Origin of the sequence: Microcoleus sp. S36b_A4 (assembly GCF_036700645.1) — a bacterium.
Classification (GTDB): Bacteria; Cyanobacteriota; Cyanobacteriia; order Cyanobacteriales; family Microcoleaceae; genus Microcoleus.
The window spans coordinates 13,625-26,947 of sequence record NZ_JAUBPI010000039.1 but is presented as its reverse complement, the minus strand read 5'-3'; the positions used below and the strand labels follow the sequence as shown (position 1 = coordinate 26,947).

Annotated in this window: 11 protein-coding genes; 4 read left to right on the top strand and 7 right to left on the bottom strand. The window is 45.1% G+C overall.

Annotated features, from left to right (window positions below; all coding sequences use genetic code 11):
* Window positions 1–13: 13 nt before the first annotated feature.
* The 3 genes from QUA03_RS14625 (at window position 14) to QUA03_RS14615 (ending at window position 2,824) form a co-directional block, all read left to right on the top strand.
* On the top strand, window positions 14–754 hold the full coding sequence (locus tag QUA03_RS14625) for a low-complexity tail membrane protein (RefSeq protein WP_333213017.1): 741 nt from the start codon (window positions 14–16) through the stop codon (window positions 752–754).
* Between the two features lie 241 nt (window positions 755–995).
* Entirely contained in the window at window positions 996–1,220 is a 225-nt protein-coding gene (locus QUA03_RS14620) for a hypothetical protein (RefSeq protein WP_333213016.1), read from the top strand.
* A 422-nt stretch (window positions 1,221–1,642) separates the two neighbouring features.
* On the top strand, window positions 1,643–2,824 hold the full coding sequence (locus QUA03_RS14615; protein WP_333213015.1) for a glycosyltransferase family 4 protein: 1,182 nt from the start codon (window positions 1,643–1,645) through the stop codon (window positions 2,822–2,824).
* A gap of 156 nt (window positions 2,825–2,980) precedes the next feature.
* Here QUA03_RS14615 and QUA03_RS14610 read toward each other — a convergent pair whose 3' ends face one another.
* The 7 genes from QUA03_RS14610 to QUA03_RS14580 form a co-directional block, all read right to left on the bottom strand.
* Complete coding sequence (locus tag QUA03_RS14610) at window positions 2,981–4,108, bottom strand: glycosyltransferase family 4 protein (protein WP_333213014.1); 1,128 nt, start codon at window positions 4,106–4,108, stop codon at window positions 2,981–2,983.
* A 919-nt stretch (window positions 4,109–5,027) separates the two neighbouring features.
* Window positions 5,028–6,236, bottom strand: coding sequence for a DegT/DnrJ/EryC1/StrS family aminotransferase (locus QUA03_RS14605; RefSeq protein ID WP_333213013.1), 1,209 nt, complete (start codon window positions 6,234–6,236; stop codon window positions 5,028–5,030).
* A 557-nt stretch (window positions 6,237–6,793) separates the two neighbouring features.
* Complete coding sequence (locus tag QUA03_RS14600; RefSeq protein WP_333213012.1) at window positions 6,794–7,369, bottom strand: alpha/beta hydrolase; 576 nt, start codon at window positions 7,367–7,369, stop codon at window positions 6,794–6,796.
* 732 nt (window positions 7,370–8,101) lie between these two features.
* Window positions 8,102–8,410, bottom strand: coding sequence for a DUF3493 domain-containing protein (locus QUA03_RS14595; protein ID WP_333213011.1), 309 nt, complete (start codon window positions 8,408–8,410; stop codon window positions 8,102–8,104).
* 168 nt (window positions 8,411–8,578) lie between these two features.
* Window positions 8,579–9,811: a DUF445 family protein gene (locus QUA03_RS14590; RefSeq protein WP_333213010.1), complete on the bottom strand. Its 1,233-nt coding sequence runs from the start codon at window positions 9,809–9,811 to the stop codon at window positions 8,579–8,581.
* Between the two features lie 159 nt (window positions 9,812–9,970).
* The gene (gene ubiE, locus QUA03_RS14585; RefSeq protein WP_333213009.1) at window positions 9,971–10,672 is read right to left on the bottom strand and encodes a bifunctional demethylmenaquinone methyltransferase/2-methoxy-6-polyprenyl-1,4-benzoquinol methylase UbiE; all 702 of its coding nucleotides are present in this window, start codon (window positions 10,670–10,672) and stop codon (window positions 9,971–9,973) included.
* A 252-nt stretch (window positions 10,673–10,924) separates the two neighbouring features.
* A complete protein-coding gene (locus tag QUA03_RS14580; protein WP_333213008.1) occupies window positions 10,925–11,869 on the bottom strand; it encodes a response regulator in 945 nt (314 codons plus the stop codon).
* Window positions 11,870–12,025: 156 nt separating this feature from the next.
* Between QUA03_RS14580 and QUA03_RS14575 the strand changes: the two genes are divergently transcribed.
* On the top strand, window positions 12,026–13,120 hold the full coding sequence (locus QUA03_RS14575; RefSeq protein ID WP_333213007.1) for a RuBisCO accumulation factor 1: 1,095 nt from the start codon (window positions 12,026–12,028) through the stop codon (window positions 13,118–13,120).
* Window positions 13,121–13,323 lie beyond the last annotated feature (203 nt).

Here is a 13,323-nt window from a genome sequence, read left to right as displayed (position 1 = left end):
ATAATTATTTAAAGTGCGTTCTTTTTGGTCAGATCCTTTTTTGTGGATTCACCTTTCTGGGGCGGCTACACTGCCGATTTTCCTGGGACTGTGCTTGCTGGGACTCGCAGTGGGTTCTCCCCTGCTCCCTGTCTGGTTAGAAATATTTTTAGTGGCTGTAGCCGGTATTGTTCCTGTGCTGTGGATGCAGTGGTTCCGCCCTTTTTACATTTTTAGTATTTTAGTTGTGGCGGTGAAACCGCAGAATTTAACTTCTTTGCAGCAGCAGATTCTGACTCGGTTTAAAACTAAGTTAAATAAAGGACTCGCTCTATTTGTCGCTGTTTTGCTGGCAGTAATTTTGTGGCAGCTTTACCGATTGGCTCCCCTGGCGGCTTCGGTGGCTCCCTTTCCTCCTTCCTGGCGGTGGGCTGGATTGTTGTTGGCAGTTGCTGCTTTTTTAGCTAGCAATCTGTTTTTGCAGGTGTCTGCTAGTGTCATGGCGGTTTTGCTGACGCCGGAATCAGAATTTGCAGCGACAAAGCCTCATATTTTAGACAAAATTCGGCAGGATTTTACGATCGCGCCTTGGCAAGTCGATCGACTTTTGCCGGCTTTGGCAGCCGAGACAACTGCCGCTGTGGCTGCACCCGCAGAGTCAATTGGGCTAGCATCCAGCATAGGGAATTTGTCAGTCGGCAGTATTGTCAACCCAAAACCTGCTGACACCAACGGCGTTACATCTCTACCCGAAGAGTCGATCGAAAAAAAGTGAAATAAAAAATTAAGAGGGGGACAATTGTAGTTTAAGCTACTTTAATTTGTACAGATGTATGCTGTACAAAAAATAGGTAAGGCCCCTCTTCGGATAGAGATTATTAATAGTCTTAATATTTAATTTTTAATCGCAGGTTGTGGATATTTTATGTTGGCTCTTGGGAGAGAAGAATCTATAATAGAGAGTGTCAAGGTCAGCTTTCAATCCTTACAAGGGATTAAAACAGAGGTATAACAATATGGCGAATTATCTACCCATCGCACAAGAACCTCAAGCCGCCGAGCCGATCGAGCTGTGCGGAGATTCTGAAATCTGGGGCAGTCTCAAATCCGCGATCGGTGCAAGTTCAGGATTTCAACGCTGGCAGCTAGAACTCAATTTTGAGCGTCAGCAGCAAAATGCCACCATCGATCAGCAGGTTCGTTCCTATCTGCGGGAAACTTTAGAAACTTTGGCTTATTGAGTACCCTAAAACCAAATATTGTCACGGTTTGTGAATTTTATAGCCCAATTCTGCTGGCATCCCCTCCAATATGCTAAGTGAGTGCCGATAGTGAGTGTCGAAAGTGAGTGTCGATCGCAACTTCGGAGATCAAATTGCAGGGGACAGTATTTCTCCTTACTTAGTCGGGATTAATTCCCGCATTCTACTGGCAACACACACTTGAAAAATTCCGAGAAAATTAGCCTGAAAGCCCCCATACAAAGCGACTGCGGCCGCTATCTATTGATCTGCCTGTTGCCGGAACTGTTTATAATAAGGCTGAAGCAAAATAAAATTAATAGTGCGGTTGTGGCGGTACATCAAACCGTCCCCATCAACATACTTACAAACTTTTTGCACCGTAAGTCCTATTAAATAGTCTACAACCAGAGTAGAGGAAAATGCGCTTAGTAATAGTTCAGTATGCCGGCGATTACGCAGAAGCCTTTGAGCGTTTAGCCAAAGGTGGAAGCGAAACATACTACGCTCAAAAATATTCTGTTGATGCCGTCACCGAGATGGCAAAACGAGCTGAGTCAGTAACGGTTATTTGCTGCATGACACCCGAATTTAACGATCGGGTTCTAGAAAACGGCGTGCGGGCGATCGGTTGCGGATTTAATTACAAAATTGATTCCCAAAAATTGATCGAGTTAATTGCCCAGCAAAATCCGACTCATTTAGTCCTGCGGACGACTTTTCCCGACCTTTTTAAGTGGGTCATTAAAAAGGAAATTAAAACCATCGCTGTATTTGCCGAATCTATTGCAACAAAAACTTGGCGCAATAAATACCGCAACTATTTCCTATCCCGATTGTTAAATAACGAGCAAATAGAATGGGTTGGAACTTACGGCATTACTTCATCTTTATTGTTCAAAGAAATAGGAGTAAAAGCTGATAAAATAATTCCCTGGGACTTTCTCTTAGAGACCAATCCCGGCTCTTTGTCGCCGAAAACCATCCCTGCGGACATCAAAAAAATTCAACTTTTTTACGCTGGCTCGTTAGTACAAAGTAAGGGAGTGGGCGATATATTGAGCGCCGTAGCAAAGTTAAGAAAACGGAATAATATATCAGTTCACTTAAAAATGGCAGGTACAGGTGAAGAGGAGTTTTTTGCCCAGCGAGTCGAAGAGCTGCAAATTAAAGATTGTGTAGATTTTCTGGGAATCGTGCCAACTCACACTTTAGAACCTTTAATGAGAGAATCCGATCTCGTGTTAGTTACTAGCAGGCACGAATATCCCGAAGGTTTTCCCCTGACAATTCAGCACGCTTTACGCACTAGAACACCGATAGTAGCTTCGGATCACCCGATGTTTAAAACCCACTTAAAACACGGTATTAATTCGATGATTTTTGAGGCGGGGAACTCTCTGGCTTTAGCAGAATGTATCGAAAAAGTTATTTCGGATTCAGCGCTTTACCACAATCTTTCTGTCGCTTCTCACTCAACCTGGCAGGAGTTGCGTCTGCATGTCAAATGGGCGGACTTGATCGATCGCTGGCTGGATGATTCTCCTGAAAGCAAACAGTGGTTATTTGAACAACGACTAGCTTCTGGAGCCTATAACTCATGACAAAGTTAATAATTAGGTCAACCTAATTAAACTTGAGTAGGACTTCTATCTAGTCCTGTCATATAACCCTCATCGGGCAAGTCGTGAGGACGAAGAGTCGTTTCTTAAAGATTTTAACAAATAAGGACTCTTCGTCAGTCCTCTCCTATTGAGTTTTTATTTTGCCTGCATTTTTTGCCGAATCTGCTCTCCGCGCCTAGCCGCAACTTTTGGCCAAGTAAACTCCAAAGCTCGCTGGCGGGCGGCGGCTCCCATCTTAGCCCGCAAATCAGGAGAATTAGATAGTTTTCGTAGTGCCTCCACCCAGGCGTCAGTATCGTAAGGAGGAAGAATTATGCCCTCAACGCCATCACGCACCACACCACCTCCTCCCATCGGTGAAGCCAGAATCGGCAAACCATGACCCATTGCTTCATAGATAACGAGTGCGCTACCTTCCTCCAGACTGGGAAAGGCAAAAAAGTCAGCTTGGCGATAGGCAGAACTGTAGTCCAAGGCATAATCAAAGTGAACTACATCAGGACGTTTCAGCAAATGGCTGCAAGTGTGAGCAATCGCCGGTTCGAGGGAGCCAAAAATTGTCAGCTTTCCCTTAATCCCAGCTCGCTCCCAAGCCTGCAAGAGCAGGTGAGTCCCTTTGCGGACGCAGGCAAAACCTAGGAAAAGGACGTTAACTTCCTCTGAGGCCGGTTTTTGGGATTGATAATTGGGGAAACGCGACGGCGACCAACCTTCAGTGGTTAACAGCAGTTTTTCTTCAGGAACTCCGGCTTCTTGAAATGATTTTACTACTGCCGGACTGGGACAAAACAGAAAGTCAACTAGCTTGAGTTTTTGCTCTTCGGTCTTAATTTTTTCTGGGGTAATTGCGTGTTGAGGTTGCAATTCCAAGCGAGAGTAAGCATCGTCAAGGATACTCTTAGCTTGACTTTGACAAGTATTAACTCGCTCCCAAAAAATCGGCTTACTTTGCTTGTTAACGCTCTTTACAGTATCTAATGATATAGCGGGCCACAAGTAGGCAACATCAAAATTTTTGATATCTTTGAGAAAACGCTTCTCTGCCTTGATTTTGGGAGCACTAGGGCTGCGGTAATAAAAGTTTGTCAGAAATGACGGAATTGCTTCAACTATATTTGAGTTGCGGCAGGAGCGATCGCAACTCGGGACAACCATGCGAGCATTCAGCTCAGGTTTTTGCCATTCTTTGCATACTGAAAAAAATACGTGGCTGATGGCTCGGTCATTGCAATGAATTGGGAATAAAGCACTCAGTTTTAACATAGGATTCATCTTGAATTAACTAAAGTTTTTCTAGTTGTTTCTAAACACGGAGATAGAAAAATGAGGCTCGGTTTAGAGACCAGTCTTGTTTGATTGAAAAGTAGATTCTGCCTTCTGACAGTGATTGTATGGTGACAACATAACATTAAGTAAATTCACTGACAAGGCCCTGAACCAAAAATTATGTATTTTTACTGTAAAGAATGAAACAGCAGCATCCAGAATGCGCTGAAAATTTTTCCAAGATGTTTGGCTTACTATTAAATAGGGCTTTTCAAGCGTTTTAGATAACGTGGCGATTGAAAGAGACTGTTGGCGAATCAATAAAGGGCTTCACCTCTCACCCCTAAAAATAGTGGTTCTAGACTAAATTTCAAATTGACCATATAGCCATTAACTACCAATAGTGAACGGAAATACTGCCTCCCAGAGGTGATGGGTAACACCCCCTGCGAATTCGCCAACAGTCTCTTGAAATTGCTGCTACACCTACTCTCCTAGTGGATATTACGTACTAAAATCACTGACCGAAAATATCCAGAGTACAAGCTCCCGGATCGCGGCCGCGGATCAGGTCTGACTCATCTGGGCATCCGATCAAACGGAAAATGGTACAGGCCGCTTTTGTGGCATCTAAAATCTCAAATTTCAAATCTCAAATCCATCGACCGGGTATTAAACCCGGAGTTGGTATAGCAGAAGGAACAAGGAAGAAGTTCGCCACCCCTGCTCCCTCCTTGGGGGGAATCAGAAGGTAAATGCAATAAAATCAATGGTTTGGGCTATTAAAAACCTCCGGTGGAACCGAAAAGGTTGCTAGATCATTACCTTCCAAAGGGCGTTGTGGAGTTAAAAAACATCCTAGCTGCTTTTCTTCAAAAACAGCTAGGATGTTTGTATGGCAAACTATTTCAGGATTTTAGCCTGCTGTTGCAAAAGCTGGATTCTTAGTTTTGCCGATCGCCAAACATTTTTTAACAGCAGCAATTACATCTTCCACATCTGCATCTGTTAATTTGGCCGAAATCGGCAAGCTAACTGTATGCCGCCCAATGTAGCCAGCATTCGGATAATCTTCGGTATGCCATCCAAACATTTTTTGATAGACAGGATGTTCCGGCATACTCATATAATGTACGCCGACACCGATATTTTCAGCATTGATAGCGTCGAGAAATTCGTCGCGGCTGATTCCAGTTTTGGCTTCATCTACCAGAATGGTGTACAGGTGATAAGCATGAATTGTATCCGGTTCGGGGTTGGCTGGCAAAGTAATCGGCAAATCCGCAAATGCTTCGTTGTATCGCTGCCAAACCTGCTCCCGACGCTGCCAATAAGGCGTGACTCGTTTCAATTGATGAATGCCGATCGCAGCTTGCAGATCCATCATATTGTATTTAAAACCGACTTCCACCACTTGGTAGTGCTTGTAACCCGAGTCGCTGAAGCGCTTCCAAGCATCTTTGCTCATACCGTGCAGCGCTAAAATGTTGAGCCTGTCGGCGTCTTCTTGACTGGCGGCCAGAATCATTCCTCCTTCCCCGGTCGTAATGTTTTTGGTGACATAAAAGCTGAAGCATCCGAAGTCGCCAAATGTGCCTGCTTTCCGTCCCTTGTACTCTGTTTCGATCGCGTGAGCACAGTCTTCAATTAACTTCAAGTTGTGACGGCGAGCAATCTCGCAAAGCGCATCCATATCGCAGGGACGACCTGCGAAGTGAACCGGCAAAATTGCTTTAGTTTTTGAAGTGATTTTAGCTTCGACTTGAGCCGGGTCAATATTCATTGTCACCGGATCTACATCCGCCAATACTGGTGTTGCCCCGGCGTGGATGATGGCATTTACTGTAGCGCAAAAAGTCATCGGAGTAGTAATGACTTCATCCCCCGGTTCCAAGCAAGCAGCGAGGACGCTCAAGTGCAGTCCCGCCGTACAGGAATTGACTGCAATCGCGTACTGGGAACCCTTGTAAGCATTGAATTCGTCTTGAAACTTCCTGACTTTAGGGCCTGTACCCAACCAACCTGTTTTCATGGTTGCCACCACTTCTTGAATTTCAGCATCTTCGATCGCCGGAGCACCGAAAACCAAGAAACGGTCTTTTGAACGAATAGGATTGTTGTTCATGTTGCTAGTCTTACCCAGTAAGTAAACTTGATCAAATGGAAGTGTTAATGAATGCAGTATCAGCGTTTTTTATCCAGATCTTTTGCTAATACCTTGTGTAATGGCATCTTTTGTATAACAAGCTTACTAATGACAAGCCGTTTTTTCGCAAGCGCCTGACCCTGACAGAATTTATATATTTTAAGATAGAGAATCTGCAATGTCCAGTAGATCGTATTTCAGTTTATGGGTGATACACAAGCTCTTACCCGCATTTTTTACTTTAAATATTTTTTTTTAAAAAAGTTTTCTTTCTCTATAAATTTTTTGTAAGATGTCGAACATCTATCCAGAGAAAGATTTGACAGCGAAGTTATCTGATTTGTGATTTTTAATTTTAGAATTAGGAATGACAGATTCCCGTGAGGTTTGGAGCTTGGGTGGAGTTAGATTTTGTTTTAACTCGTGTAAAAATTAGGCAAATTTTGCACAAAAAAATGTAACTCCCCTGTAATTGATGCAGGTTCAGCAACATTCTGCGATCGCTCCAAGCAATCAACCATCCTTGACCAAATCCACTACAATCGAGGCAGACGAATCTTGTTCAAAATGTCTTGCAGCCGTTCTGAAACGCCGCCCAATTGTTCTGACAAAGCTACAAGTTTGCCGTAAGCTTCAACTAAGCGATCGCCCTCCACATAAACTTCTGGAGTAGGATAATTCTTCATCGCTTCCAGCAGGGTAATCTCGTTATCATTAGTTGCAGACAGCACCAAGGCAGATCTCAAAGCTTCTCGATTTGCATTCCCAGAAGGAGTGCGAATTACCTGACCCACTTCATCGAGAATTATTTCGCCAACCTTGCTGTTAAGCGTCCGACCCAAAAAGCTTTGACTGACTTTCACTGGTCTCGTCAGACTGTTGCGAACCGCTTCCGGGTCTTTTTTTGCTTTTCCCAGCAGCATTTCTAACGCGGGCGACATTTGCCCAGTTTCTGCAAAAAATTCTAATTCGCTGACGGGTAAAGTCATTCGGATCGCACTGTATTTGAGCACTACCTTTTCGGCAGCCGCCGCAGCATTACTGTAAAATACAATTCCCGCGCCTGCTGCTAAAAATAACGTCCACCGCTTTTTGAAAAATGATCGACCCATAGTCAAATCTCCTAACATCTTTTTCTACTTCGACTTTGACACATCTCATTAGTTACTGCCCAGGCTCAGGTCTTCGGCAAATGCCAAATTATTCGATCGCCCCAGCACTTATACCATTTTAGATTTTAGATTTTAGAATTGCGAATTAGTGAGGACGATCGTGGTTTCCCGCCTCGGCCAAGAGTTGCATGATTTTTGGGAACTGGTATTCCCTATATCGGATGCTAGGCAAAAAACTCGGTTCCGGGCGCTGCTACTGGCCTCTTTGAGATTGTAGATTTGCGGATTAGTGAGGACGATCGTGGTTTCCAGCATCGGCCAAGAGTTGCATGATTTTTGGGAACTGGTATTACCTGTATCGGATGCTAGGCAAAAAACTCGGTTCCGGGCCCTAGTACGGGATTTTGACTCTGTACGCGGTGCACACCCTACTGATTCTATCTCCCCAGCTCCTGAGCCTATCAAAATGCCGAACGCCAGCTCTTCTATCAGTGAAGGCTGGCGCTGGGCTTAAATTTATTTTATATATTTAGGGTCTTTATGAAAGCTGACCCCAATTGAACGAATTACAAGCGGTTTATGATTAGGGCCTTTAAATTTGCTGACCCCAATTGAACCCACATCATTATCATTACAGGGATCGCTGGTAAACCAGGATTTCATAATAATTTCTTTATATTTCTAACTTTTCCTTACGTCACATAGATATTTGTCTCGATTTGTAAATTTTTGTTACTTCGACTTCGGGGATCGGCCCTCGGCGCGCTGCTCCCAGCGAAACAGGAACACCATCAGGGCCACAACTGCGACTTGGATGGCAAAATTAGGCAAAGCAGAACCAATTTCCCGGCCAGAGGCAATTTTAGCGAGGAAAACCAAGCCGCCGATAAAGCCCGAAGCGCCACAAGCTACGTAAACAAACTGTCGCAGAGGCCGGTAGGGAGTGGCCATTTCTGCGGTTAAACGCTCGTATTGTTGGCGGCTGAGGTTGCGCGGGTTTTTGGGGATGTTTGTGCGATCGTCCGAATTTGGGGCTGGCATAGATTTAGAAAATAAGTAAATTAGGATTGGGTCACAAAAACCCGGTTTATACCAAAAATCCTCTGGCTTAGGTAGCAAATACTAGGGAAAAACCGGGTTTTTGGTACTTTGGGCGCAAGTTGAGTGAATATTAGACTACAACAAATATCTCACAACTGCCGAAATACATCACCGCTGAAGCAAAAGCACAACTGTCTGCAAACAGCCGACAAAAACGCCCAAAATGCCTCCTAAATTTACAATTCCCTGCAACTCGCTTTTGACAATTCCCTGAATTGCTAACTCCAGCTCTTCAGGAGAAGTACCTTTGACTCGATCGACAATCACCTGGTCAATATTCAAAATCGGGATAGCCTGAGCTACAATATTTTCTAAATCCCGCTCTAAATAACGCTCTAAAACCAAAGCCAGTTCTTTGCTGACAATTTCCAGGGAAGCGCTCATCACCGCTGAAGTTTGCAAGCGATTGAGAATCAACCGCGAAATATTTTCCCAGTCAATAGATTTGCTCAACCCCTCAAGTACATCTGTACCCCGCTGTTGAACATAGCTGCGAACACTGTCGCGCATAGTTTTTCGCAACTGTCTCACAGTCGAAACCGGTAAATTTTGCATCGACAAATTTTGCAGCCATTCCTGAATTCGCCCGCGAATCCCCAAAGAAATAGTTAACTCTGCTAAGCGCTGATTTGTGGCTTCTCTGTCATCCAGACAAAAAGTCCGCAGCCGAGTTAAAGTGTTCCGCAAACCAAACAAATTTGCTACTACCCAATAAGTGCCGCTGGTTTTTTCTCGAAACCCTTCATCGATGATCGAAATATTGCGATCCGTCAAAAAGTCAATTAAAGCCTGCCGCAGCACTTCCGGTGGTATTACTACCTGCAACAACCACTCAGCAAGCTGAGCCGCCTGAGCTTCCGTTAGCTGAATCTCCAGCAAAACTTGATCAAAAATTTGATTTAGCTGAGCTTCTAAAAAATCTTCCCGGCGTGCCAAAACTTTGAGAATTCGTGGCACAGATTCCCCCAGCAAATCTCGCAAAATGTTAGCGAGAATTTTAGCGGTTTTTTGCTCTGCGTCTGCTTTTACCTGATCCAGCGCCAACTGCAACAACCAGAGAATCACCGACTGCATCCGCTCGGTTTGCAGGAGGCGGCGCGCTAAGTTTTGCAGTTCCTGTGGCGTCAGCAGCGAACCCATAATTGTGTCGGAAATTCGCTTTGCTAAACGCTCTTGGTTGCGGGGGATCAAGCCTGGAGTGAAAGGCAACTTCCGCCCTTTGATGTAAATAGCTCGATAGGGACGGAACAGCATTTTGATAGCTATATCGTTAGTGAAATAGCCAATAATTCCTCCCACTACAGGTGGGGCCAACAACAGCCAAATGTCAGAGGGATTCATCAATAATTGGGAATTGGGAATTGTTGATTGTTGATTGTTGACTGTTAACTGTTAACTGTTAACTGTTAACTGTTAACTGTTGACTGTTGACAACTGACAACTGACAACTGACAACTGACAACTGACAACTGACAACTGACAACTGACAACTGACAACAGTCAACGGACTAATACCAATACTCCCATCATAGCTCCGGCAATGGGGTAGTGGGTGGCGGTGGCAAATCCGGCTTTGTTGGCGATCGCGACTTGCTCCTGGCCGATCGGGAATTTTTCTAAACTGGGATTAATATAAGCATATTCTTGAGTCATTCCAAATTGCTGAGCAATGGGCACTACGAGACTGTCTAGATAAAACTGCTGAAAGCTCCGCATTAGGGAATTGCTGGGGCGGTGGAGGTCGAGAATAGCTGCTTTGGCACCGGGTTTGAGTACGCGGTGCAATTCCTGAAGACTGCGGGGGATGTCAGTCACGTTACGTAGGCCATAACCCATTGTGGCGCAGTCGAAGTAATTGTCAGCAAAAGGCAAGTCTAGGGCGTCAGCTTCTACCCAGGAAATGGGACTTATAGGGGTGAGAAAAGGTATCGCGCGTTTGGCCGCCACGGCCAATTGTTCGGCAGAAAAATCTACTCCAAATACGCAACCGGTCGGCCCTGCTTGTTTGGCCAGCAACAAAGCTAGATCCCCGCTACCGCAGCACAAATCTAAACAAGTATTTCCGGGACCCGCACTGCTCCATTTCACCGCCATTTGCTTCCAAATCCGGTGTTGCCCAAAGCTCAACCAGTCGTTCAATTGGTTGTAAACTGGTGCAATTCGATTAAATATAGTTTTAATTTCTTCGGCGTTATTAGTCATTGGTCATTTGTCATTGCGAAAAAGGTGAAAAAGTGATTTGGGAAAAGGTGATTTGTCAGCCGGAACTAATAATTAATCCGTCCATTCATGTCATGCTGTCGCCAGTCATTAATGCTTTTTTATTTGTTAGCGATCGGTGATATGTTGTCTTTAATCATTGGTTGGCTATCATTTTCGACTCAAGACACAGAGCCGATTGATGACTGATGACTGATGACTGATGACTAATGACTAATGACTGATGACTGATGACTAATGACCCTGAAAACTCGTCAATACCAAAGCAACTTCTTGAGCGGCGAGGTGAACTGTTGTGAGTTCGTCGGGGCGCAGGGAACAAGGTTGCTTCCACTGCATGGAAATCAGGGCGATCGATCGACCTTTGTGAATCACCGGGATGCTCAGGTGAGCTTGAATGCCGGATTTCTGATAGTGCGGCAGACTCGCTAGGTTGGTGTCGAGCGCAATATTCACAGCACCCTGAATTGTTTGAGAGGTAATTGCTTCTCGAACCAGAGGATCATCTGCCAGCCAATTTTCCACAGTTGCACCAGTGGTGTGACTGCCTTGGACTGGTATTAAAACATTTCCTTCCACCAGTTGCAAAATGCAAGAGTCCGCCAAAAAATTATCACTTATAGCAGTAGCAATTGGATCTAAACTTGCTTCCAAACTCGGATAATCCACAGCCGTTTGCATGATTGTTGCTAACAGTTGTATTTGAGTTTGGGCGCGATCCAATTCCTCAGTCCGCTGCTTGAGAATTTCATAAGTCTCGGCTGCCTTTTGCACCACCATTTTCAATTCGTTCGGGTCCCAAGGCTTGGTGATATACTTGTAAACCTGTCCTGAGTTAATCGCATCTACCAAGTCTTCAATGTCCGTAAAACCAGTCAAGATAATTCTGACCGTATTCGGAAACTGGGGCACGGTTTTGCTCAAAAACTCCGTTCCCTTCATTTCGGGCATCCGCTGGTCGGAAATGATCACGGCGACCTCGCCTTCGATGCCGAGGACTTCCAAGGCGCGAATTCCGCTCTCAGCTTTGAGAACGTTAAAATCTCGTCGGAAAGTGCGGTAGAGTAAATCCAGATTGTCTGGTTCGTCGTCTACTACCAGCATTTTGGGCTTTTTCGGTCTGTGTAGGGTCATGAGCTGGCGTTTAATTTGATCTAGCTCTGAAATGGCATTATCCATAACAATACGATAAACTCCCCTTCGTAAATTTAGGCGAGCAACTATTCTGTAACAATAGTCTCATAACTCACTTACTATTAATCTATCGCTCTGCCGCGACACGAGCCTTGCCGGTATCCAATAACACATAACTTAGCGCTAGTTTTTGATTCAATTATGACTGATACACCGCAAGATTCCTCCCCTCCTGCATCTGCACCCTCCACCAATGCTGTGGATGCTGAAAAGTTAATTCGATCGCTCCGCCGCAAAGAAGGCACTTGGGTAGAGTGGGGACAGGCCTGCACAGCACTGCTAAAAGCTGGCTACAACTCTCAAAGGATTTTTGAAGAAACTGGTTTTGAGCCAATTCAGCAAAATCAAGTAAGCGTAGCAGCCCAAGTTTACACCAGCATGGTAAATGCTGGGGCTTCAGAGGAAGTTCGATCGCACTTTTTAGGCAAAGGTAGCGATATCTTATACGAGTTTCGGATTCTCTCTCAAGTAGAGCGTGCCGGGGCCGCTGCTTTGATGCTAACCCACAATTTGGATGTTGACGATGCTCGCCAAGTTGCTAAAGCGATCAAGGAGTTTTCGCACTTCGGGAGTCTCCCCCAAGGGTTCACAGACACTCCCGGCGATGCTATGGCTTACCAATGCTGGCAATTAGCGAGACAGAAAAGCGATTTGCAAGAGCGATCGCGCTTAATTGCTCGCGGTTTAAAATTAGCTAGCAGCCCAACCGCTAGGGCGCAAATCGAGCAGTTGCTCGTTGATTTTACCGTCGTTTCCAGACGGGAAGCGCCCCGCTTGCCCGTCTATCGGCTGGATACCGAAGAACAATTGCCGCGCGTTGTCCCGGTTGTCGGCAAATTGCCGCTTTCTACGACAGATTTGCTGGCAGTGCCTTTGCCGGAGGAAATCGAGCCGTTCCGAATGGTAAAATTTTCTGGAGCCGGAGCTTGGGTGGCGATTCCCGGATGGCAGGTAATTTTGAACGCTGAAGATCCGGTGGCTGTTTTGGAAATGAGCGATCAATTGCCGGTACCGCTGCAAGGCAAAGTTGAAGAAGTTTTGATTATTGCCGATCGAGCCCACAGACAGTGGGATGCTGACAGTTATTTCCTCGCCGATAACGCTGGCAATTTAGAATTGTACTGGTTTGAACAATCCCCGGATATTCCTATTTTGGGGCGAGTTGTTCTGGTGATGCGTCCGAAAAAGATTGTGGATGAAGACTATACCAAAGATGGGTGGCAAATTGATGATTAGTCAGTTGGCAGTTGTCAGTTGACTGTTGACTGTTGACTGTTGGCAGTTGACTGTTGACTGTTGTTAGTTGCCAGTTGACTGTTGTTAGTTGCCAGTTGTCGTTGGTTTTAATAACGGTTTCTCCGGCTGTTCCACAATAGATAAATTTTATGTGGGTGGAATGACTACTGACTACTGACTACTGACTACTGACTACTGACTAC